Genomic DNA, 22,221 nt, shown 5'->3' with positions numbered 1-22,221 from the left:
TGTAAATTGATATTTGCAGTATAACTATTCCTTTTGGAATCCAAGTAACCTCATGCGTAGTCAGCGGGCGTTAACCGCTAATGAAGCGAGTGCAATGGTTGTACTCTAGATCAGACTGTTATCGTTTGAGATAGAAGGTTGTATTCGAAATGTGGGTGGTACCACGGGTGAATGGAATAATCCAATCCCTCGTCCCTGTTTATAATAAACAGAGGCGTGGGATTTTTTTGTGTCATTTATGAACAAGATAAAGAATCACTTGAATCAAGGAGGAATCAGTCATGGCTTTTCAAAAACCAACAGGTACGCAAGATTTTTTACCAGGTAAAGTAGAAAAATGGCAGTATATCGAACAACAAGCACGCGATCTATGTAGACGATATAACTATCGTGAGATCCGTACTCCATTATTCGAATCTACAGAATTGTTCCAGCGTGGTGTAGGGGAAACAACCGATGTGGTACAAAAAGAAATGTATACGTTTGAAGATAAAGGTGGCAGAAGTATGACGCTACGTCCTGAAGGAACAGCTGGTGTTGTACGTGCTTATGCTGAAAATAAATTGTATGGCGAGCCTGATGTCAGCAAATTATATTATATGGGACCTATGTTCCGTTATGAGCGTCCACAAGCAGGGCGTTATCGTCAATTTCACCAATTCGGTATCGAAGCTTTTGGTTCTGTTGATCCAGCGATTGATGCAGAAGTGATTGCACTAGGTTTAGAATTTTTTAGAGAATTAGGATTAAAAGGAGTTACGGTTGAAGTGAACTCTGTAGGTACAGCAGAGACACGTGCCAACTATAACGAGACATTACTTGGATTTTTGCGCCCGATGCGCGACACATTGTGTAAAGATTGTCAGACTCGAATGGAACGTAACCCGATGCGTGTATTAGATTGCAAAATCGATCATGACAAATTTGTAGATGCACCTTCGATTTTAGATAGTCTGGATGAAGAAAGTACTGTTTATTTTGCTAAAGTCAAAGAGTATTTGGAGATTATGGATGTAGAGTATACGATCAACCCTCGTCTTGTACGTGGCTTGGATTACTACGCACACACTGCTTTTGAATACAAAGCGCAAGGAATCGGTGCTATTGATACGGTTGGTGGCGGTGGACGTTATACCAAATTAGTATCAGAAGTCGGCGGACCGGATCAACCGGGTATCGGCTTTGGTATCGGAATGGAACGTCTGCAATTGTTACTGGAAGATCAAGAAGTAGAAGTTCCAGGTGTTCAACCACTTGATGTATATTTGCTTGCCTTAGGGGAAGCAGCAGAAGTTGAAGTGGTCAAACAATTATTCAAATTACGTAAACTAGGTTTCTCCGCAGAACGCGATTATCTAGGACGTAAAATGAAAGCTCAAATGAAATCAGCCGATCGCTTCAAAGCCCGCTATACAGCGATCTTAGGTGATGATGAATTGTTACGTGGAGAAATTGCATTGAAACGTATGGATACTGGTGAACAGCAAACTGTCAAAATGGACGAGTTAGCAGATCACTTGAAATAAATAGCTATATCTGATTAAGCAACACTGTATCACTGCAATAGCGAAAAACGATCAACTCAATTTAAAGGAGAATGAATAACTTATGTTAAGGACTCATAACTGTGGACAATTAACAACTGCCAACATTGGCGAAACGATTACGTTGAACGGCTGGGTACAGACTCGTCGTGACTTGGGTGGCGTACTATTTATCGATCTACGTGACCGTACAGGGATTGTACAAGTTGTATTCAACCCTGCATACTCTGGCGATGCTTTACAAGTCGCAGATCGTGTTCGTAGCGAATATGTATTAGCCGTTAAAGGTGAAGTGGTACTACGTGATGATGAGACAATTAACAAAAACTTGCCTACAGGTGAAATCGAAGTACGTATTACCGAAATCGAAGTATTGAATGCAGCCAAAACGCCTCCATTCTTTATCGAAGATGGTATTGAAGTCGACGAATCAGTTCGTCTGAAATATCGTTACTTGGACTTGCGTCGCCCTGAAATGCAAAAAACATTGATGTTGCGTTCCAAAGCAGCTAAAGTTTTCCGCGACTTCTTGGATGGAGAAGGGTTTATTGATGTAGAAACGCCAATTTTGACAAAGAGTTCACCAGAGGGTGCACGTGATTATCTTGTACCAAGTCGTGTTCATGCAGGCGAATTTTTCGCATTGCCACAATCACCACAGATCTTTAAGCAATTGTTAATGGTGAGTGGACTTGAACGTTACTACCAGATCGCTCGTTGTTTCCGTGATGAAGATTTGCGTTCAGACCGTCAGCCTGAATTTACACAGGTCGATATCGAGACTTCGTTCTTAACTCAAGACAACTTGCTTGATATGATGGAACAATTAATGGTGAAATTATTTAAAGAAACCGTGAATGTAGATATTCCTACACCATTCCAACGCATTACACATGCAGATGCAATGGACAAATACGGTTCAGATAAACCAGATCTTCGCTTTGGCTTAGAATTGGTCAATGTGAGTGATATTGTAGCAGCTAGTGGTGTTAAAGTATTTGCTTCTGTGATTGAAAAAGGTGGAGAAGTGAAATGCTTAAACGCTAAAGGCTGTGGCACATGGACTCGTAAAGAAATCGATAGCTTAGAGCCATATGCAGCACGTTATGGCGCTAAAGGTCTAGCTTGGATTCAAGTCAAAGAAGGCGAGCTTAAAGGACCTATCGTTAAGTTCTTCAATGAGCAAGAATTAGAGCAAATCAAAACAGCTGTAGGCGCAGAAGATGGCGACTTATTGTTATTCTCAGCAGATACCAAAAAAGTAGTTGCAGATGTATTAGGTGCTTTACGTCTGAAAATTGGACGCGATCTAGGTCTAATCGATGACAAAGCATTCAAATTTGTATGGGTTGTAGACTTCCCATTACTTGGTTACGATGAAGATGCAAAACGTTATGTAGCAGAACACCATCCGTTCACACGTCCTCGTGAAGAAGATGTCCATTTATTCGATACCGATCCAGGTCAAATTCGTGCTCAAGCTTACGATATCGTATTGAATGGTTACGAAGTAGGCGGTGGTTCGATGCGTATCTACAAACGTGATGTACAAGAAAAAATGTTCGCAGCACTAGGTCTTCCAGAAGAAGAATCTCGTGATAAATTCGGTTACTTGATGGATGCATTTGAATACGGAACACCTCCACACGGCGGTATTGCTTTCGGATTTGACCGTCTAGTGATGTTGCTTGCAGGACGTACGAACTTGCGTGAAACGATCGCATTCCCGAAAACAGCCAATGCTACTGACTTATTGATGGATGCACCGTCTCAAGTTGACGTTTCTCAATTACAACAATTGCATATCAAGCTTGCTAAAAAACCAGGCGACGATAAAAAACAAGAAAACAACTAAACTCGTTTGTAACAAATGATGATTATAGTTGCAGTTTCTCATTTATAAAGAAAGGAGTGAACATCGATGTTAAATCAATTCTCACGTACAGAACTTGCTTTCGGTTCAGAAGGTATGGAAGTGATGAAAAACAGTACCGTTGCCGTTCTTGGGATCGGTGGAGTCGGTTCAATCGCTGTCGAAGCTCTAGCACGTACAGGGGTTGGACGCATTATTTTGATCGATAAAGATACAGTCGATATCACTAATATCAATCGTCAAATTCATGCGCTAACGACTACTGTTGGACAAAAGAAAGCTGATCTTATGGTTGATCGTGTGAAATTGATCAATCCAGAATGTGAAGCAATAGCACTTAACATGTTTTATACCGAAGAAACGTATGAAGAATTATTTAAATATGATCTTGATTATGTCATTGATGCGTCTGATACGATTATTTACAAAATCCATTTGATTAAACAATGCTTGGAACGCAATATTCCAGTGATTTCGAGCATGGGTGCTGCTAATAAGATGGACCCTAGTCAATTTCAGGTCGCAGATATTTCACAAACTAAAATGGACCCGATTGCACGCATTGTCCGTACCAAATTGCGTCAAGAAGGAATCAAAAAAGGCGTGAAAGTAGTCTTTTCTACCGAAAAACCGATGAAACCACGTCAAGATATTACCGATAAAATTGTACCTGAAAATGCACCGGAGATTCGCAAAGCTAAACAACCACCAGCAAGTAATGCTTTCGTTCCTCCTGTAGCAGGACTAATTATGGTCAGCGTCACCGTTCGTGAACTGCTCGAAAAAAATGGTATCGAACTTTAATACGTATTTCTAAATAATTTCCACCAATAAAGAGCATGTTATCTTTTAAAAGATACATGCTCTTTTCTTGTAGTTCTTTTTAAGAATGATTAGTATCCATTCGTGATTATTTACGATTTTGCTACAGTTAATGTAAAGAATCCAAGTACCAACATAGCGTAAGAAATGGCATTGTTCTGAAAGTCGCCTTTGAAGTGGAATCCTGACTGCTATGCAGTCTAATCAAGGGATTTCATTTCACCAGCGACGGCAAGAACAAAGACTTTTCTGAAGCGGATGATGCTTAAAACAAGCATTTAAAAACAACTCACTCCATAGATATCCTTCAAAAAAGAACTAGTTTTTTCAAAATGCTTGTGGTATATTAAAAATCCTTTGTTAATGGCAAAACTATAAACATAAGCGCAGACTGACCTGAAAATAGTACACATGACACCATATTCGCTTTGCAAAAAGTGATCATGAGAAGTGTACCTTTTACTGTTACGTCTGCGTTTTGTTTTTTTGCGTGTTTAACAAAGAGATCATAAGTAGATTTCTTAGGAGGTAACTGAAATTGGAGGACAACTTTCAAAGTGCCTATCAAGAAGAGCAAGACAAGTTGCAACAAACAGTTGTTGAGATTGATGAACAACTAGAGCGTTTAAGCCAGATTCCTGTCTATACGGGGCATGATTTTACCGAACAGATTTTGGAATCCGGTCGTGAACAGCAACGTCAATCTCTTTCGAAAAGCGCACAAGCACCATATTTTGGTCGTCTGGATTTTGCAGAAGGAGAAGAAGGAACACGCCAACCTCTGTATATTGGTAAGATCGGTGTGGGCAAGTCTGAGGTAGAGGATCAGCCGTTAGTGATTGATTGGCGAGCACCTGTAGCAAGTTTGTTTTACTCATTTACAGGTGGAGAAGAAGCAGCGGTGTATGAAGCGCCAGAAGGATTGATTCAAGGATTAGTCTATCTCAAGCGCAATATTGTTATTCATCAACGCATGTTAGAACGTCTAGCAGATACGTATGATCGTGAAAGTACAGAGCCCGCAGTCACCGATGAATTTCTAGTGTACCGTCTGGGCGAAAACAAAGACAACAAACTACGCGATATTGTATCTACGATTCAAGCCGAGCAAGATCGGATTATCCGTGCTGCCAAAAATACAGCACTGGTCATTCAAGGCGTCGCAGGTAGTGGAAAAACAACGGTTGCTTTGCACCGATTAGCTTTTTTACTGTATCAATATCAAGAGCAAGTATCCGCCGATAAAATGATTATTTTTGCACCCAACCATATGTTTTTAGATTACATTTCGGAAGTGTTGCCAGAACTGGGTGTAGGCGATATTCAGCAGAGTACATTTAGTGATTGGGCACAACAGATTCTGGAAAGTGATATTCGTCTGGTACCTCAATCAGAGACGTATGAATACTGGTTTGAAAATGCAGATCGTCCGGCTGTTACAGATCACACTCCTTCACGTTACAAAGGATCACTTGCTTTTATGCAGTTGATTCGTGAGTATGTGAATGTATTGGAACAGACGGCTGTACCTGAGCTTGATTTCAATCCGTGGGATGAGGCTGTTTTGTCACAGCAAGAGATACTGGAATGGTTTAATAACGAATACAAACATTATCCATTAGCGAAGCGCAAAGAACGGGTGATGGCACGTGTTCATCGCTGGATAGAAATGCAGCTTAAAGTAGCACCTTCAGAAGCAATTCGCAAAGAACGCAAGAAAAAAGCAGCTCAACGAGAAAAAGCATACTTAAATAAATGGCCTAAATACGAGCCATTATCATTATATAAACAGTTATTTAAAGCGATCAAAAGTGGTAACCATGCTGAAGCACTTCAATCGATCTGGGAACAAATCCCGGCAGACGTGCTAAAACAGGTATCTACTGAATTAAAAAAAGATCGTATTCGTGAAGATGATCTGCCTGCTCTAGTCTATATCCATACGTTACTTCATGAGATGGAAGCAGAACATCGATTTGACCATGTGGTTATGGATGAAGCACAAGATTTTTCTCCTTTTCATGTCGCTTTGCTTGATCTTTATGTACGTGGTAGTTCATTTACAATATTAGGTGATCTATCGCAAGGGATTCATGCTTATCGCGGAGTACATCAATGGGAAGAGATCAGTGATTTATTTACTCCAGAACAGACTGATTATTTCCCGCTAACTCGAAGTTATCGTTCGACGATGGAAATTATCGAATTTGCAAATATCATTTTGGAAAAAGGTGTACAAAATGGAATTACAGCTGTGCCTGTATTCCGTAGTGGTGATCCTGTGCGGATGATTCCTTGTTCAACAGATACACGTCTGGAGACAATCCGCGCGAACTGGCAACAATTGCAGACCAAAGATTACCGGACTACAGCCATTTTGACGCGAACATTACATGAAGCTATTGAATTACATCAACAACTAACCGAGCAAGGGATAGAGATTCATTTAATTGATGGAGGTAAAGCCGCTTATCAAGGTGGGCATTCGATTTTACCTGTATATTTATCCAAAGGGTTAGAATTTGATGCTGTTATTGTGAGTGATGTGGATACCGACCATTATCGAAATGATGCATGGGATGCCAAGTTATTATATGTAGGTTGTACGCGTGCATTGCATGAATTATGGATTATGCACGGACAGCAGATCCCTGAGTATATTACGAGCGATACAGAATAAAAAGAATACAGAAAAAGAGAGTTCTCTGTACAGTTGATCTGTAGAAGAACTCTCTTTTCTGCTTTTTGTGCAAAATAATGTTAAAATAAAGAGACGGGCTTTAGTATGATTTAAGATTTGATCACTAAAATCGATGTATCTTCAAGCGCTTTAAGTGAATGGTATTCATCCGGTTCCATCACTAATACTTCATTAGGAGATAGTGTGATTTCTTGATCGGATACGGTAAATACAACCTTTCCACTTTTGACAATAATGAATACTTGTTTAGGGCTTTTATGAGTAGGAATTTCTTGTGTTGCACTTAATTGCAGATGAACGATTTGACGGGCTTCGGTATTGTAGATCGAAGTTATTTTTTTGTCTTGTTGAGGTATGACTGTATCTAATGAAATAGTTTGCATAATATAGGTCTCCTTTGGGTTAATAAAATAAAGCAATAATATGATCGATGTGGATCTGCTTTTAATATATACCGGAATGATCATGATATAGGTGATTACAGTCACTATAAATGTGACAGTACAAATGATGGATTATAGATAGGATGTGAACGTATGGACTTATTTTCGTATGATGGTGGTGGTCAGGATGCTGGATCGAATAGTATGGGTGTACTTGCTGACCGGATGCGTCCACAGTCACTAGATGAATATATAGGGCAAGAACAGATTGTAGGTCAAGGTAAATTGTTACGTCGTGCGATTGAAGCCGATCAAGTATCGTCTATTTTGCTATATGGGCCACCGGGTTGTGGTAAGACCACATTAGCTCATATTATTTCCAAGCATACGAAAGCTGAATTTGTACGATTAAATGCCGTTGAAGCGACGGTTAAAGAAGTTCGTGAAGTGATCGAGCGTGCACAGACGAATAAGTCGCTATATGGAACGAAAACGATTCTTTTTTTAGATGAGGTACATCGTTTTAACAGTTCTCGTCAGGATGCTCTATTACCAGCAGTAGAAAAAGGAACGATTATTTTTATTGGAGCAACTACCGAAAATCCTTTTCACTATGTGAATGGCGCATTAATGAGCCGATCAACTTTGTTTCAATTAGAACCACTGAATCAAGAGCATTCTATGATTGCGATGAAACGTGCATTAAGCGATGCTGAACGTGGACTTGGATTTATGCAATTACAGGTGGATGAAGAAGCACTACAACATATTGCTTCGATGGCAAATGGAGATATTCGGCGTGCTCTTAATGCATTAGAACTTGCCGCTGTAACTACTCCTCCAGATGCAGAAGGCAATATTCATGTGACTCTAGAGGTGGCGGAAGAATCGATTCGTCGTCCGATTGTCCGAGCAGATGAATCGACTCAATATGATGTGTTGTCTGCTTTTCACAAAAGTATACGAGGTTCCAGTGATGCCGCTTTATTCTGGTTCTTGTATGCAGTTGAAAAGTTAGGGATGGACCCGATGACATTTCTACGACGCTTAATCGCCGCTAGTAGTGAAGATATCGGTCTGGCTAATCCACAAGCGATGATTCAGTCGTTAGGAGCGCTGGATGCTTATCGTACGAACGGTTGGCCTGAAGCGAAGCTAAATATTGCACAAGCGATTTTGTTTGCTGTAGAAAGTCCGAAGTCTAATGCAGTCTATACAGCGATCTCCAGCGCCATGTCAGCGATAGATGAGATCAAATCTGCTGAAGTTCCACTGCATTTACGGGATACTCATTACAAAGGGGCTGCTCAGTTAGGGCATGAAGGATACAAGTATCCTCATAACTTCCCGAATCATTTTGTCAAACAAGAATATCTGCCAAAAGGGCTGTCTCGTAAAGTGTTTTATCAAGCGACAGAGCAAGGCAATGAATCGAAAATCAAGCTAAATCAAGAGCGCCGTAGAGGATTGTAATATGCCAATCTTTACAAACCAATAGTCATACGTTATATTAAAATCAACTAAATCGGCGATGGAGTTCGCCATTGACTGCTGGTTTCAGCTAATGACTCCTACTTGTGCAATCACAGGATTACTGTGTGTTGTTCGAGTAGGAGTTATTTTTATGGACAGGGAAGGGGATTATGAATATGTATTATGTCTGGGTAGCTCTATTTGGCGTGTTAGGAGCATTATGTCGTTATCTAACAGGAGTATGGATTGTCAGCCCTGGCTTTCCACTAGCGACATTGATTATTAATATTGTTGGATGTTTTCTATTAGCTATAGTGATGAAATACTTAGCGGAACTTCCTTATATCTCCAAAACGATTATTACAGCATTAGGTACAGGATTTGTAGGTTCATTTACTACCTTTTCAACATTCAGTCTGGAAAGTATCCAACTGATCGAAAAACACTGGTATGGCACAGCAGCACTTTATATTGGAGCAAGTCTTATAGGTGGATTGTTATCTTCACGCTTCGGATTCTATGTTAGTGAACAGTGGCTGAACAGAAGGAGGAACCGTCATGCTCATTAATATGCTGTTGGTATCGGTAGGAGCTGTATTTGGCGTTCTGGCTCGCTTATTGTTATCCAATTGGATGAAAACGAAGTGGCCGATGCAATTTCCTTTAGCGACATTATGTATTAATGTTAGCGGTTCTTTTTTGCTAGGATTATTATTCGCTTCAGGGTTGAATAGTCACTTTCAATTGTTAATTGGAACTGGTTTTATGGGTAGTTATACTACTTTCTCAACATTCAAATTAGAAAATATTGAATTGCATCTCAAGCAAAAGTATCGTCTATTTTGGAGTTATATCGGTGCTTCATATATACTAGGTATCGGCTGTGCAGCGCTTGGATTATGGGTTGGAAATACGTATTTCTAATCATCTCGAAAATCTAAAATACCCAATCAAAAAAGAGTTACCGATGACAATCATCAGTAACTCTTTTTTGTAATACTTATTTATGATCATGTCTATCAAATACTGTTACTCTTGAACCTATACTATTACATAAAATACTATCGGTAGTTTGAGCCGATACTATACAGAGCAATTATACTACTGCTTCGTAAGCTACTTTTTCTACGACATCAATTGTACCGCCACCAAGACAAAGTTCGCCATCATAAAAAACAACAGCTTGTCCTGGAGTGATAGCTTTTTGTGGCTCATCGAACTGTACATGGACATTACCGTCTGCTTGCCATGTTAATGTAACTCCTTGATCCGGTTGGCGATAACGGAATTTGGCTACACAATGCAGTGTAGTACCTGGTGCATGCTCTGAACCATCAATCCAGTTCATTACAGATGCTACAAGACCAGTAGAGTATAGACTTGGATGTTGATCACCTTGTACAACATACAGAATATTTTGTTCTAAATCTTTGTCAGCGACAAACCATGGATTACCATTTCCTGAACCGCCAATACCCAATCCTTGACGTTGTCCAAGCGTATAATACATCAATCCATCATGATCGCCTTTTACTTCACCTGTTGCAATATCGACCATTTTGCCAGATTTGGCAGGCAAATATCCACTTAAAAATTCGCGGAAATTACGTTCGCCGATAAAGCATACGCCTGTGCTATCTTTTTTCTTCGCTGTATATAAACCTGCTTCTTCTGCAATACGACGAACTTCAGGTTTTGGTAAATGACCGATCGGGAACATCGTTTTGGATAATTGCTTTTGATTCAATGCATTTAAGAAATACGTTTGATCTTTGCCATTATCGATACCACGTAGTAATTGGAACACGCCGTCTTTTTCAACGACACGTGCATAATGACCTGTAGCTACATAATCAGCACCTAGATCCATCGCTTTATTTAAAAATTCACCAAACTTGATCTCACGGTTACACATCACGTCTGGATTCGGTGTACGTCCACGTTTGTATTCATCTAAGAAATAAGTGAATACTTTATCGAAATATTCTTTTTCAAAATTGACGGTATAGTAAGGAATCCCGATCTGTTCACAGACCCGGCGTACATCTTCTGAATCTTCTTCTGCTGTGCAATGACCGAACTCATCGGTATCATCCCAGTTTTTCATAAAAATTCCGATTACATCATAACCTTGTTGTTTGAGTAGCAACGCGGTTACTGAGGAATCGACTCCGCCGGACATACCGACAACGACACGAGTGTCTGCTTTTGCTTTTTCCATTTGTACTCACCACTTTATATAAGATGAGATGATTCTATTATTTGCGAAATGATTAATAGGAAGTGCACAATAATAAGAATTCATCTGTAAAAGGTATATCTAACCGACAGCAATAATTCATTGTACCATTTTCTTGTAACATAACGTTGTAAAAGGCACGAATAATTTCCCATAAAGCCTGTATATATGTTACGATAGGTAACAAGAATGATCGGAATACAGTGAATTATCGGAATTTTACGATACGTGCAACTATTAATAATAATTGAGGTTGTTCAATAAATCAACGATTTATCATTGTTTTTGCCAAATTTAAGTGAGGTGCCCTATATGAAGATATCAACTAAAGGACGTTACGGTCTAACGATTATGATGGAATTGTCTTCCCGTTTTGGTGAAGGCCCGACATCACTCAAAAGTATCGCTGAAAAAAATCAACTTTCTGAACATTATCTGGAGCAATTGATCGCTCCACTTCGTAATGCCGGATTAGTAAAAAGTATCCGTGGTGCGTATGGCGGTTATATTTTGTCTCGTGAACCGGAAACGATCACAGCAGGTGAAGTGATCCGTGTACTTGAAGGTCCAATCTCAGTGGTTGATTTTACCGATGAAGATGTAGCAGCGAAGCGTCATTTATGGATGCAGATTCGTGACGCAATCGCACAAGTGATTGATTCAACGACGCTCAAAGACTTGATCACGTATCGTGAGCAAGGTCAAGAAGACAATTATATGTTTTATATCTAAATTCGATGTAGACCACAAGACGGAGGGGAACCCGCAGGTATATTGCTGCTCCCTTCCGTTTTTTGTTGTCTTTGTACGTATATTTTATTTTCTTATACAGAAAGGTGAATACATGATGAAAGCTATTTATTTAGATCATGCGGCTTCTACACCGATTCATCCACAAGTCGCTGAACAGATGTTAAAAGTAATGACAGATACTCACGGTAATGCTTCAAGTGTCCATGCTTTTGGTCGCTCTGCGAAAAAAGTAGTCAGTGGAGCAAGAGATCAGATGGCTAAGCGGTTAGGATGCCGTCCTGATGAGCTTGTTTTTACAGCAGGAGGAACTGAAAGTGATAATTTGGCTTTATTCGGTATTGCTGAATCATTACGTCATAAAGGCAATCATATTATCACTTCACAAATTGAACATCATGCGGTACTTCATGCGTGTGAAGCTCTGGAAAGTCGTGGATATGAAGTGACTTATCTGCCTGTCGATCAACATGGATTGGTTCATATTGAAGATGTAGAAGCGGCGATCCGTCCAGAAACGATATTGATTAGTATTATGTTTGGCAACAATGAAGTCGGTACGATTCAGCCGATTGCAGCAATAGGACAGCTGGCACGTTCTAAAGACATTATTTTTCATACCGATGCTGTACAAGCATTAGGTGCTATTGATTTGAACTGTCATGAATTGCCTGTTGATTTGATTAGCTTTTCCTCTCACAAAATCAATGGTCCTCAAGGGATCGGTGCTCTTTATATTCGTCATGGTGTCAAAGTAGAACCTGTTCTTTATGGAGGACTGCAAGAACGCAAACGTCGTGCAGGTACTGAGAATTTAGCGGGTATTGCCGGTTTTGGTCAAGCGGTAGAACTAGCAGTAGAAGGATTACCAGAGCGTATACAGCATCTTCATTCGTTGCGTACGTATATGCTGGAATGTCTGGAACATGAAGTAGGATCAGAAGGGTATGCAGTCAATACACCTATCGATCAATCCTTGCCTCATATTCTGAATATTAGCTTTCCCGATGTGAAAAGTGAAACGATGTTAATGAACTTGGATATGGAAAATATTGCGGCTGCAAGTGGGTCAGCTTGTACTTCAGGCTCACTGGAATTGTCACATGTTCTTCAAGCAATGAAAATTCCTGAAAATCTCTTGAATTCTGCGATTCGCTTTAGCTTTGGTATGGGTAATACTAGGGAAGAAATAGCATATGCTACACAAAAGATTGCAACTATTTTAAAGCGTATACGTAGTAGAAATTAGGGCTCCCCTGTGTGGTGAATAATAAGGGAGGGAAGATGATCATATGACGCCAACAGCCGGGCAAGAAAGAAATGATTTTCTTCCTGCGCAATCTATGCGATGAGGAGGTCCTGAGCGTTATGAAGATGCAGGGAATGATTGGACTTGCTGTATTTGATATTGAAGATGGCAAGCAACTTGGTAAAATTCATGATTTTATATTAAGCGAAGACTGGTCTGTTCAAGGTTTTGAACTGGAAGGTAAAAGCTTTTTCTCATTACAAGTGCGTACCATACTGTGGGAAGATATTGTGTCCTATGGAGAAGACGCTATTATGATCCGTAATCAACAGGCAGTCCGCCAGATCGCGGCTGACGATATTAAACATACATTTTTGATCGGTCAAAACAAAATTAAAGATATGCCACTTCTGACAAGTGATGGAGCGATGTTAGGGTATGTCTCTGATGTTTATTTTGACCACGAGTTGGGTAAAAGCATTACCGGGATTGAAATCAGTGATGGCTTTATCTCGGATATGATAGGTGGAAGAAAGTGGCTTCCGGTAAGCGGACAAGTTGCTTTTGGTGAAAGCGCGATTATGGTGCCGATCGAAAGTAATGAACGACTAGAGGAATGTCATTAAACTTGGAGACGGATAGGGTGAGCGCTGAATGAAATGTCCAAATTGTAATTCAAAAGATATTGGTAAAATTGGTTCCCATCAATTTTATTGCTGGGGTTGTTTTATCGAGCTAACAGTAAATGGTGGCAAAATGTCTGTATATCAAGTCGAAGAAGACGGCACACTAAGTTCATTAGATGATTTGTTTGTCGAAGAACCAGTAGCTATGTATACACAAGCTTGAGCCTTTTTATAAACATGAACGATGTATAGAGTGGCGAATATCGGCTGTTTTGACAGCGCGGTACAATTCTTATCTTATACATACTACGTGTATCAGCGCTATTTTAAAAACCCCGTCTTGTATTGCACATCTGTAGAGGTGGCGATAGAAGTCGGGGCTTTTAAGCATGACCGATGCGATTGACAGACGTATGGGCGCTAGATATACTGATATAGTTGTTAAAGAACCGTGAAATTTCGGAATATGGACGATCCATGAATCGAAATAAAGGAGATCCAGGCATACATCTTTTGTTACACAGGTAATTGAAGTGATGACCGAACCCTACATAGGTATTATTGGACGTATTAAGCGGTTGTTTGTCACTTGATTCACAAAACCTATACACAATAAAAGAGCGGTTGCAGGGACTAATGTTAGATACACACCAGAACACCGCCCCTGATTTTGCGCAGGGCGCTTTTTTTTTACCGACTTGTCAGTAGATACAGGTTGGATAGATCACACTGGATCAACAAGAAATAGATGTTTAACTATTCTGAGGAGGCTCATTACTTATGAAAGCAAGTGAAATTCGTTCCAAATGGCTCGCTTTTTTTGAAAGCAAAGGACACAATGTAGAGCCAAGTGCTCCACTGGTACCTCATAATGACCCATCTCTATTATGGATTAATGCGGGTATGGCTCCACTGAAAGCGTATTTTGATGGACGCGAAAAACCTGAAAATCCACGTATCACTAATTCACAAAAATGTATTCGTACCAACGATATTGAAAACGTAGGTAAAACACGTCGTCACCATACATTTTTTGAAATGTTAGGAAACTTCTCGATTGGTGATTATTTCAAAGAAGAAGCGATCACTTGGGCATGGGAATTTTTGACAGGCAAAGAATGGATCGGATTTGATCCAGAACGTTTATCAGTTACAGTCTATCCAGAAGATGAAGAAGCTTTCAAATTGTGGAACGAGAAAATCGGTCTACCGGCTGAACGTATTATTCGTCTAGAAGAAAACTTCTGGGATATCGGCGAAGGCCCTTGTGGACCGTGTAGTGAGATTTTCTATGATCGTGGAGATGCTTATGGTGCTCTTGATCCAAATGATCCAGAAATGTATCCAGGTGGAGAAAACGAACGTTTCTTAGAAGTATGGAACCTGGTATTTTCTCAATTTAATCATAACAAAGATGGTAGCTACACACCGCTACCGAACAAAAATATAGATACAGGTGCAGGTTTAGAACGTTTTGCTTCGATTTTGCAAGAAGTGGATTCTAACTTTGACACTGACTTGTTCCAACCGATTATTCAACAAGCTGCTCAAATTGCAGGCGTAACTTACAAACAAAACGAAGAAACCGATGTAGCATTGAAAGTTATTGCTGACCATATTCGTACTGTTGCTTTTGCAGCGGCTGACGGTGTATTGCCTTCCAATGAAGGACGCGGTTATGTTATTCGTCGTTTGCTACGTCGTGCTGTACGTTACGGTAAAGTGATCGGTCTGGATAAACCGTTCTTATTCAGCTTAACAGGTATCGTAGGCGAGATTATGGGTGTCTACTATCCAGAAGTGGTATCCAAACGTGAATTTATCGAGAAAATTATTCGTACAGAAGAAGAGCGTTTCCATGAAACTTTATCCGATGGTTTGAATATTTTGGCTGATCTGAGTACACAAGCGAAGCAAAATGGACAAACAGCAATCAGTGGTGCAGAAGCGTTCAAATTATATGATACGTATGGTTTCCCGTTTGACTTGACAGAAGATTATGCAGCAGAAAATGGACTAACTGTAGACCGTGAAGGCTTTGATGTAGCTATGCAAGAGCAACGTGATCGCGCTCGTGCAGCTCGTCAAGATAGCGGCAGTATGAAAGTTCAAGGCGGCGTATTGTCTGATTTTGAAGGCAAAAGTGAATTTATCGGTTATGAGCAATTAACAGTACAAGCTACTGTAGTCGCTTTGATTCAAGAAGAAGCATCGGTAGATCGTGTAGGCGAAGGGCAACAATGTCAGGTGATTCTGGATGTAACTCCTTTCTATGCAGAAAGTGGCGGTCAGATCAGTGACGTAGGTCGTTTGAGCAATGATACGGTTGAAGCTTCTGTCGAAGGATTGTTCAAAGCTCCACGCGGACAATTTGTGCATATCGTTACTGTAAGTTCGGGTGAACTGCATATCGGCGATGTCGTAACAGCAGAAGTAGATGCACCAAACCGTAACGATATTATCAAAAACCATACAGCGACTCACTTATTGCATCAAGCGCTTAAAGATGTATTAGGTACACATGTTAATCAAGCAGGTTCACTGGTTGAAGCAGAGCGTTTGCGTTTTGACTTTTCTCACTTCGGTAGTATTACACCGGAAGAACTTGCAGATATTGAGCGTCGTGTGAATCAGGAAATCTGGAAAGGCCTAGATGTAGAGATTGAGTACAAAGGAATCGACGAAGCGAAAGCAATGGGCGCTATGGCACTATTTGGCGAAAAGTATGGCGATATTGTACGTGTAGTCCAAATCGGTGATTACAGTATTGAATTATGTGGTGGTTGTCATGTTGATAACACAGCACGTATCGGATTGTTCAAATTGGTATCTGAAAGTGGTATTGGTTCGGGTGTACGCCGTATCGAAGCCGTTACTGGACGTTTAGCATACATGTTTTTAGATAGCCAATTGGATATTTTGAAGCAAGCTGCGGTACAATTGAAATCAAACGTACATGATGTTCCTAAACGTATCGAATCGCTTAACCAACAACTACGCGATCTAGGTCGTGAGAATGAATCACTGCAAAGCAAATTAAGCTTGATTGAAGCAGGTCAATTAACAGATCAAGTTGAAACTGTAGGTTCTACTCAACTGTTAGCTGTCTCTGTTAATGTTCCAAGTATGGATGCTTTGCGTGGTCTAGCAGATGAATTAAAAGGTAAGTTGCCTGAAGCAGTGCTTGTGCTAGGTGCAGCTCAAGACGACAAAGTAAACTTTGTTGTTGTTGTTCCGAAGTCTGGTATTGAACGCGGACTACATGCAGGTAAATTGGTGAAAGAAGTCGCTGCTATCTGTGGTGGCGGTGGTGGTGGTCGTCCTGATATGGCACAAGCTGGTGGTAAAGATGCTTCCAAATTAACAGAAGCTCTTGCAGCAGCGAAGCAACATGTCGCTTCGATTTAATGATATTAGGAACAGATAATGGGTATAAAAAGATAAGGAATAGCGTGTTAGATTCAAAAAGGTGAAACAATTTTGTAACTTTTTGAATTGTTTTAACGTAAATATTCCTTGTATATCCCTTGTTGTGTTATGATGAAAAAGAATCAGCATGAATAGCAAGGGATTCCATTTTGAGGAAGTGTACAAGTATACACTTTTTCCAAAAAGCGAGGTGTCAGCGAGTGGACTCCATGGATAAAACAGTTAAATTTAATGTGAAGGGTGACGAGCACGAAACCTCTTCTCAGGAAATACTTCTCACTGTATACGATGCACTGGTTGAGAAGGAATACAACCCGATCAATCAAATGGTTGGATATTTAATCTCAGGGGACCCCGCTTACATTCCCCGGCATAAAAATGCTAGAAGTTTGATCGGCAAAAAAGAGCGGGATGAATTAATAGAAGAACTGGTCCGATCCTACCTGGCCAGTCATCGGTAGAGACGGAGCGTAAAGAAATGAGAATATTAGGTTTAGATTATGGGGATCGAAAAATTGGCGTTGCAATCAGCGACGCTTTTGGCTGGACCGCTCAAGGGGTAGAAGTCATTGATCGCAAGCGTACCAAAGATGTGGATGCGCGTATCGTCGAGCTTATACGTGAGCTTGAAGTGACAGAGATCGTGGTTGGATTACCTAAGAATATGAACGGAAGCGTCGGTCCCCGTGGTCAACTAAGTATGGAATTCGCTGAAAGTCTCAAAGAATCTGTGCAGCTACCTGTTCACCTATGGGATGAAAGGCTTACCACTGTCTCAGCCGAGCGTACGCTTATTGAAGCAGATGTAAGTCGCAAGAAACGCAAGCAAGTGGTTGATAAAATGGCTGCAAGCTTGATTTTACAAAATTACTTGGATGCCAAAAGTAAAAGGTGAGGGTGGTAAATATGGCTAAAGATCAAAATTTGCTTGAGGAAGAACCAGAAATTATTTATATTCCTGATGATGAAGGTAATGAGGAAGAGTTTGAAGTCATCATGAAATTCGAGGTTGATGGTTCGGACGCCAAATATATGATGGTCGTGCCTATGGAATCCACAGAGGACGATACCGACGAAGTATATGCGTTTCGATATGAAGAAGAAGGCGAAGATCTCAAACTTTTCATTATCGAAAATGAAGAGGAATGGCAGATCGTTGAAGAAACATTCAATACTTTAGTTGCTGAATTGGATGGTGAATAAACCTATGACTGATCTTTCTGCGAGTAACGTCAAGTTTACGTCAAGATTGCTGGAAGCTTATGGTCTGTTGATTGAACTAACGGATGAACAGAACGAAGTGACTGTTTATCGTATTGTCAGTGAATTTCAGATAGACACAGGGACTTATGCAGTCTTGCAAAAAGATAATGGTATTCCTGAAGACGAAGTCGAGATTTTAAAAATTATCGATGCTGCGGATGGACAACCTGAACTTGTGACTATTGATGATGATGATGAATGGGAAGATGTAGCCGAGCTATATGACGAACTGACATTACCGTTTGAAGATTAATCACGGATGCAGTACAATATGCACAATTATCTTCCAAAAAGAGCGGGATCTTTCCGCTCTTTTTGGCTGTAAAAGGAGCTGTTATATTCATTGCGCAGACGAGGTAGGACAGGGATATGGATTATATTGATTGTTCTGATTGTGATTGCAGCCGGTATTGGCTATGGGTGGAATGCTATGCAACCTACAGCAGCATCGGATCAAGTAGTACCGTATACGTTAAAGCAAGGCACAAGCACAGCTACAGTAGCTGATGAATTAGCTCAAAATGGATTAATCAAAAATGCGTTCGCTTTTAAAGTGTATTTGAAAATGAAAAGTGAGGGCAGTGAATTCAAAGCAGGTGATTATGAATTCACGCCAGGATTAACGTATGATCAGATTATTTCAAAGTTAGATAATGCAGAAGTTGTTGTGCCCAAAACGATGAAATTTACGATTCCTGAAGGGTATACAGTAACTCAGATTGCCGATAAATTAAGTGAGGCTGGATATGTAGATCGCGATGCTTTTATGAAATTAGTAGATGATCCTTCATCTTTAAAACTCGCTCAAGAACTTAAAGTGCCAACAGGTGATGGTATTCTGCATCCACTGGAAGGTTATTTGTTCCCGGCAACGTATGATCTACCGATCGAAAGTACAGAATCCGATATTATTGCTAATATGTTGTTAGCGACTCGCACCAAGCTACGCTCAATTGATAATCTGGATGCTCAACTAAAAGAACGTAATCTCACGGTTCACCAACTGTTGACAGAAGCTTCTCTAGTGGAGCGTGAAGTCGTAGTTCCAGCAGAAAGAGCGCAAGTCGCAGGTGTCATCGATAATCGTCTCAAACAAAAGATGAAGCTTCAAATTGATGCAACTGTGCAATATGCCCTAGGCAAGCAAAAAGATCGACTGTTATACTCAGATCTTAAAATAGATAGTCCTTACAACACGTACTTACATGAAGGTTTACCACCGGGGCCAATCGCTAATCCAGGTCTGGATGCGATCAAAGCAGCACTGGCACCTGAAGCTTCAGAATATCTGTATTATGTTACGAAAAAAGACGGTACAGGCGGTCATTTATTCGCCAAAACGTATCAAGAACATCTCAAAAATATAGAAACAAGCAAGAGTACAGCCAAATAAGGCTGTGTGGGAGGCGGCTTCAAGATGAATAAAAAACCTGAACTGTTAGTTACAGCATCTTCACTCGAAGAATTGTATCGTTTAGCAGAAGCGGGAGCCGATGCTTTTTTGATCGGTGAAGAACGTTATGGTATGCGGTTGTCTGGGGAGTTCAAAGTAGAAGATATTGCACAAGCAGTAGATTATGCGCATGAACATGGCAAGCGTATTTATGTAGCGGTTAATAATTTAATGACAAATGACTTATTAGAAGGTTTACCGGATTATATGGAGCAGATGGCAAAGTTACAAGTCGATGGGATCGAATTTGGTGATCCAGCGATAGTAGGTCTAGCTCGTGAGTATGCGCCTGAGATCGCTTTGCACTGGAATGCAGAGATGACTTCTACCAATGCGACTACAGCGAACTACTGGGGTCGTAAAGGCGCTACACGTGCTGTGCTAGCACGTGAGCTCAATATGGATGAGATTACAGGCATGATTGATACATTAGAAGTAGAAGCTCAAGTACAAGTACATGGGATGACCAATATTTATCATTCCAAAAGACGCCTAGTAGGAAGTTATATGCAGCATCAAGGTCGACCGGTTGATGGTGATGATTTGGGTCTGCAACGTGGACTGTTTTTGATCGAAGCTGAGCGTCGTGATGAAAAATTCCCTATTTATGAAGATAACAATGGAACGCATATCATGAGTTCAGAAGATGTGTGTATTCTGGAAGATTTGCATTTGTTAATGGAAGCTGGCGTTCAAAGTTTTAAAATCGAAGGCATTCTTAAATCTATCGCATATAACGAAACAGCGGTCCGGATGTTCCGTCAAGCGATTGATCAGTATGCTCAAGATCCAGAACAGTATGAATTTGATGAATCATGGATGGATGAGATTCGCCGTATGCAAGATCCTGAACGTGAATTGTCATTTGGATTCTTTTATAAAGAACAAGTATTTTGATTGCAGTATAGATGGAATGATTGAAAAAGGGGGGCTTTCCATGTCAACAACGGAAAAACCAAAGTATTATGGTAAACGTCATCGTCTTGCCAAACCTGAATTACTAGCACCGGCTGGTAATTTGGAAAAACTGAAATTTGCTATTCATTATGGGGCAGATGCGGTCTATATTGGTGGACAAAAATACGGTCTTCGTTCAAATGCAGATAACTTCAGCTTTGAAGAAATGCGCGAAGGAGTCGAATTTGCTAATCGCTATGGTGCTAAAGTATTTGTAGCTACAAATATTTATGCTCATGATGAAGATATAGCAGGTCTGGAAGAATATTTATGTAAATTAGAAGAAGTCGGTATCTCTGCGGTGATTGTAGCCGATCCTGCGATTATTGAGACCGCTCTTCGTTGTGCACCGGGTCTGGAAGTGCATTTGAGTACTCAGCAATCCACATTGAACTGGCAAGCGGTGAAATTCTGGAAAGAAGAAGGATTGCCACGAGTGGTATTAGGACGGGAAACAAGCTTTGCAGAAATCGCGGAGATCAAAAAACATGTTGATGTTGAAATCGAAGCGTTTATTCATGGAGCAATGTGTTCTTCTTTCTCTGGACGTTGTGTATTATCGAACCATTTTACAGATCGTGATTCTAATCGTGGTGGATGCTGTCAGTCTTGTCGTTGGAAATATGATCTTTTTGAAGATGCACGTTCAGAACAAGAATGGGTATCCGAAGAAGATGCAGCAGACCAACAGATGTTGCAACAGTTTAGTCTGGGCGTGAATCAAAAGCCTTTATACGAAGAACAAGATTCTGCGTTCTCGATGGGTTCTAAAGATTTGTGTATGTTAGAGCATATTCCTAGTCTGATTGAAGTCGGCGTAGATAGCTTCAAAATCGAAGGTCGTATGAAATCTATTCACTATGTAGCGACTGTGGTTAATGCATATCGTCAAGCGATCGACTCTTATATGGCTGATCCCGAGAACTATGTTTTAAAGCCAGAATGGCTTGAAGATATTAACAAAGCAGCTAACCGTCCGCTAAATACAGGATTTTTCTATGATACACCTGATCATGAAGATCATATTTACGAAGCAGAAGAAAAAGCAGTTCCTTATGATTTTGCAGGATTGGTATTGGATTATGATGAAGCTACAGGGATCGCTACTGTGCAACAACGTAATCATTTCAAACCAGGACAGCAAATTGAATTTTTTGGACCAAATCAAATGTTCTTCAAACAAACAGTCGGTCAATTATGGGATGAAGCAGGCCATGAATTAGATGCTGCCCGCCATCCTTTACAAAAAGTGAAAATGAAAGTAGATCATCCTGTTCGTTATTTTGATATGATGCGCAAAAATAACACTAAACAAGCCAAACAAGCTGTAAAAGCAACAGTAACCGTCTAATCATAGTTCATGATTCTGTATCATAAGCTAGATAGTTTACAATCATATTATGTAATAAGGTCTATTATACGTCATAGTATAATAGACCTTATTTTTTTGCGAAAAGGG

Annotated in this window: 21 protein-coding genes and 1 riboswitch; of the genes, 19 read left to right on the top strand and 2 right to left on the bottom strand. The window is 40.3% G+C overall.

Going from position 1 to position 22,221, the window contains the following annotated elements; all coding sequences use genetic code 11:
* Positions 1–281 precede the first annotated feature (281 nt).
* The 4 genes from hisS to PQ456_RS16935 all read left to right on the top strand — a co-directional run bounded on the left by hisS (position 282) and on the right by PQ456_RS16935 (position 6,919).
* On the top strand, positions 282–1,526 hold the full coding sequence (hisS, locus tag PQ456_RS16950; protein ID WP_273613349.1) for a histidine--tRNA ligase: 1,245 nt from the start codon (positions 282–284) through the stop codon (positions 1,524–1,526).
* Between the two features lie 82 nt (positions 1,527–1,608).
* On the top strand, positions 1,609–3,399 hold the full coding sequence (gene aspS, locus PQ456_RS16945; protein WP_273613348.1) for an aspartate--tRNA ligase: 1,791 nt from the start codon (positions 1,609–1,611) through the stop codon (positions 3,397–3,399).
* A 66-nt stretch (positions 3,400–3,465) separates the two neighbouring features.
* A complete protein-coding gene (locus tag PQ456_RS16940; RefSeq protein WP_273613347.1) occupies positions 3,466–4,221 on the top strand; it encodes a tRNA threonylcarbamoyladenosine dehydratase in 756 nt (251 codons plus the stop codon).
* 556 nt (positions 4,222–4,777) lie between these two features.
* Positions 4,778–6,919, top strand: a complete 2,142-nt coding sequence (locus PQ456_RS16935) for a HelD family protein (RefSeq protein WP_273613346.1) — start codon at positions 4,778–4,780, stop codon at positions 6,917–6,919.
* 110 nt (positions 6,920–7,029) lie between these two features.
* Here PQ456_RS16935 and PQ456_RS16930 read toward each other — a convergent pair whose 3' ends face one another.
* On the bottom strand, positions 7,030–7,323 hold the full coding sequence (locus PQ456_RS16930; protein ID WP_273613345.1) for a cupin domain-containing protein: 294 nt from the start codon (positions 7,321–7,323) through the stop codon (positions 7,030–7,032).
* Between the two features lie 153 nt (positions 7,324–7,476).
* Here PQ456_RS16930 and PQ456_RS16925 point away from each other — a divergent pair, with 153 nt between their 5' ends.
* From PQ456_RS16925 to crcB (PQ456_RS16915), 3 genes are all read left to right on the top strand, one after another.
* A complete protein-coding gene (locus PQ456_RS16925; RefSeq protein ID WP_273613344.1) occupies positions 7,477–8,796 on the top strand; it encodes a replication-associated recombination protein A in 1,320 nt (439 codons plus the stop codon).
* A gap of 45 nt (positions 8,797–8,841) precedes the next feature.
* Positions 8,842–8,904: riboswitch (Fluoride riboswitch) on the top strand.
* 68 nt (positions 8,905–8,972) lie between these two features.
* Positions 8,973–9,365, top strand: coding sequence for a fluoride efflux transporter CrcB (gene crcB, locus PQ456_RS16920; RefSeq protein WP_204822986.1), 393 nt, complete (start codon positions 8,973–8,975; stop codon positions 9,363–9,365).
* Positions 9,355–9,720, top strand: coding sequence for a fluoride efflux transporter CrcB (gene crcB, locus PQ456_RS16915; RefSeq protein WP_273613343.1), 366 nt, complete (start codon positions 9,355–9,357; stop codon positions 9,718–9,720). Before crcB (PQ456_RS16920) ends, crcB (PQ456_RS16915) begins: the two co-directional genes overlap by 11 nt.
* A 172-nt stretch (positions 9,721–9,892) precedes the next feature.
* Here the strand turns inward: crcB (PQ456_RS16915) and mnmA are convergent, their stop codons facing one another.
* Entirely contained in the window at positions 9,893–11,017 is a 1,125-nt protein-coding gene (gene mnmA, locus PQ456_RS16910; RefSeq protein ID WP_273613342.1) for a tRNA 2-thiouridine(34) synthase MnmA, read from the bottom strand.
* Positions 11,018–11,347: 330 nt separating this feature from the next.
* On the opposite strand from mnmA, the gene cymR reads away from it, so the two are divergent.
* The 12 genes from cymR to PQ456_RS16850 all read left to right on the top strand — a co-directional run bounded on the left by cymR (position 11,348) and on the right by PQ456_RS16850 (position 22,113).
* Positions 11,348–11,767, top strand: a complete 420-nt coding sequence (cymR, locus tag PQ456_RS16905) for a cysteine metabolism transcriptional regulator CymR (protein WP_069329183.1) — start codon at positions 11,348–11,350, stop codon at positions 11,765–11,767.
* 115 nt (positions 11,768–11,882) lie between these two features.
* Positions 11,883–13,034: a cysteine desulfurase family protein gene (locus tag PQ456_RS16900; protein ID WP_273613341.1), complete on the top strand. Its 1,152-nt coding sequence runs from the start codon at positions 11,883–11,885 to the stop codon at positions 13,032–13,034.
* A gap of 119 nt (positions 13,035–13,153) precedes the next feature.
* Positions 13,154–13,660: a PRC-barrel domain-containing protein gene (locus PQ456_RS16895; RefSeq protein ID WP_273613340.1), complete on the top strand. Its 507-nt coding sequence runs from the start codon at positions 13,154–13,156 to the stop codon at positions 13,658–13,660.
* A gap of 28 nt (positions 13,661–13,688) precedes the next feature.
* The gene (locus PQ456_RS16890) at positions 13,689–13,883 is read left to right on the top strand and encodes a hypothetical protein (RefSeq protein ID WP_273613339.1); all 195 of its coding nucleotides are present in this window, start codon (positions 13,689–13,691) and stop codon (positions 13,881–13,883) included.
* 557 nt (positions 13,884–14,440) lie between these two features.
* Positions 14,441–17,068, top strand: coding sequence for an alanine--tRNA ligase (alaS, locus tag PQ456_RS16885; protein ID WP_273613338.1), 2,628 nt, complete (start codon positions 14,441–14,443; stop codon positions 17,066–17,068).
* A gap of 221 nt (positions 17,069–17,289) precedes the next feature.
* Positions 17,290–17,550 carry an IreB family regulatory phosphoprotein gene (locus PQ456_RS16880; RefSeq protein WP_069329188.1) on the top strand — a complete coding sequence of 87 codons (261 nt, stop codon included), beginning with the start codon at positions 17,290–17,292 and terminating at the stop codon, positions 17,548–17,550.
* A 17-nt stretch (positions 17,551–17,567) separates the two neighbouring features.
* Positions 17,568–17,984, top strand: coding sequence for a Holliday junction resolvase RuvX (ruvX, locus tag PQ456_RS16875; RefSeq protein ID WP_204822992.1), 417 nt, complete (start codon positions 17,568–17,570; stop codon positions 17,982–17,984).
* 11 nt (positions 17,985–17,995) lie between these two features.
* Complete coding sequence (locus PQ456_RS16870; protein ID WP_204822993.1) at positions 17,996–18,292, top strand: DUF1292 domain-containing protein; 297 nt, start codon at positions 17,996–17,998, stop codon at positions 18,290–18,292.
* Between the two features lie 4 nt (positions 18,293–18,296).
* The gene (locus tag PQ456_RS16865; RefSeq protein ID WP_204822994.1) at positions 18,297–18,605 is read left to right on the top strand and encodes a DUF1292 domain-containing protein; all 309 of its coding nucleotides are present in this window, start codon (positions 18,297–18,299) and stop codon (positions 18,603–18,605) included.
* Between the two features lie 90 nt (positions 18,606–18,695).
* Positions 18,696–19,745, top strand: coding sequence for an endolytic transglycosylase MltG (gene mltG / locus PQ456_RS16860; protein ID WP_273613337.1), 1,050 nt, complete (start codon positions 18,696–18,698; stop codon positions 19,743–19,745).
* A gap of 24 nt (positions 19,746–19,769) precedes the next feature.
* The gene (locus tag PQ456_RS16855; protein ID WP_273613336.1) at positions 19,770–20,702 is read left to right on the top strand and encodes a peptidase U32 family protein; all 933 of its coding nucleotides are present in this window, start codon (positions 19,770–19,772) and stop codon (positions 20,700–20,702) included.
* A gap of 40 nt (positions 20,703–20,742) precedes the next feature.
* Positions 20,743–22,113, top strand: coding sequence for a peptidase U32 family protein (locus tag PQ456_RS16850; RefSeq protein ID WP_273613335.1), 1,371 nt, complete (start codon positions 20,743–20,745; stop codon positions 22,111–22,113).
* The last annotated feature ends 108 nt before the right edge of the window (positions 22,114–22,221 follow it).

The organism is Paenibacillus kyungheensis (assembly GCF_028606985.1).
Lineage (GTDB): Bacteria > Bacillota > Bacilli > Paenibacillales > Paenibacillaceae > Saccharibacillus > Saccharibacillus kyungheensis.
Note: the sequence above shows the minus strand (reverse complement) of the source record. Positions and strands in the feature narration are given on the sequence as shown.

Coding starts and splice junctions, on each gene's coding strand:
- hisS (WP_273613349.1), top strand. CDS start 282: ATGGCTTTTCAAAAACCAACAGGTACGCAAGATTTTTTACCAGGTAAA.
- aspS (WP_273613348.1), top strand. CDS start 1,609: ATGTTAAGGACTCATAACTGTGGACAATTAACAACTGCCAACATTGGC.
- PQ456_RS16940 (WP_273613347.1), top strand. CDS start 3,466: ATGTTAAATCAATTCTCACGTACAGAACTTGCTTTCGGTTCAGAAGGT.
- PQ456_RS16930 (WP_273613345.1), bottom strand. CDS start 7,323: ATGCAAACTATTTCATTAGATACAGTCATACCTCAACAAGACAAAAAA.
- PQ456_RS16925 (WP_273613344.1), top strand. CDS start 7,477: ATGGACTTATTTTCGTATGATGGTGGTGGTCAGGATGCTGGATCGAAT.
- crcB (WP_204822986.1), top strand. CDS start 8,973: ATGTATTATGTCTGGGTAGCTCTATTTGGCGTGTTAGGAGCATTATGT.
- crcB (WP_273613343.1), top strand. CDS start 9,355: ATGCTCATTAATATGCTGTTGGTATCGGTAGGAGCTGTATTTGGCGTT.
- mnmA (WP_273613342.1), bottom strand. CDS start 11,017: ATGGAAAAAGCAAAAGCAGACACTCGTGTCGTTGTCGGTATGTCCGGC.
- cymR (WP_069329183.1), top strand. CDS start 11,348: ATGAAGATATCAACTAAAGGACGTTACGGTCTAACGATTATGATGGAA.
- PQ456_RS16900 (WP_273613341.1), top strand. CDS start 11,883: ATGAAAGCTATTTATTTAGATCATGCGGCTTCTACACCGATTCATCCA.
- PQ456_RS16895 (WP_273613340.1), top strand. CDS start 13,154: ATGAAGATGCAGGGAATGATTGGACTTGCTGTATTTGATATTGAAGAT.
- PQ456_RS16890 (WP_273613339.1), top strand. CDS start 13,689: ATGAAATGTCCAAATTGTAATTCAAAAGATATTGGTAAAATTGGTTCC.
- alaS (WP_273613338.1), top strand. CDS start 14,441: ATGAAAGCAAGTGAAATTCGTTCCAAATGGCTCGCTTTTTTTGAAAGC.
- ruvX (WP_204822992.1), top strand. CDS start 17,568: ATGAGAATATTAGGTTTAGATTATGGGGATCGAAAAATTGGCGTTGCA.
- PQ456_RS16870 (WP_204822993.1), top strand. CDS start 17,996: ATGGCTAAAGATCAAAATTTGCTTGAGGAAGAACCAGAAATTATTTAT.
- PQ456_RS16865 (WP_204822994.1), top strand. CDS start 18,297: ATGACTGATCTTTCTGCGAGTAACGTCAAGTTTACGTCAAGATTGCTG.
- PQ456_RS16855 (WP_273613336.1), top strand. CDS start 19,770: ATGAATAAAAAACCTGAACTGTTAGTTACAGCATCTTCACTCGAAGAA.
- PQ456_RS16850 (WP_273613335.1), top strand. CDS start 20,743: ATGTCAACAACGGAAAAACCAAAGTATTATGGTAAACGTCATCGTCTT.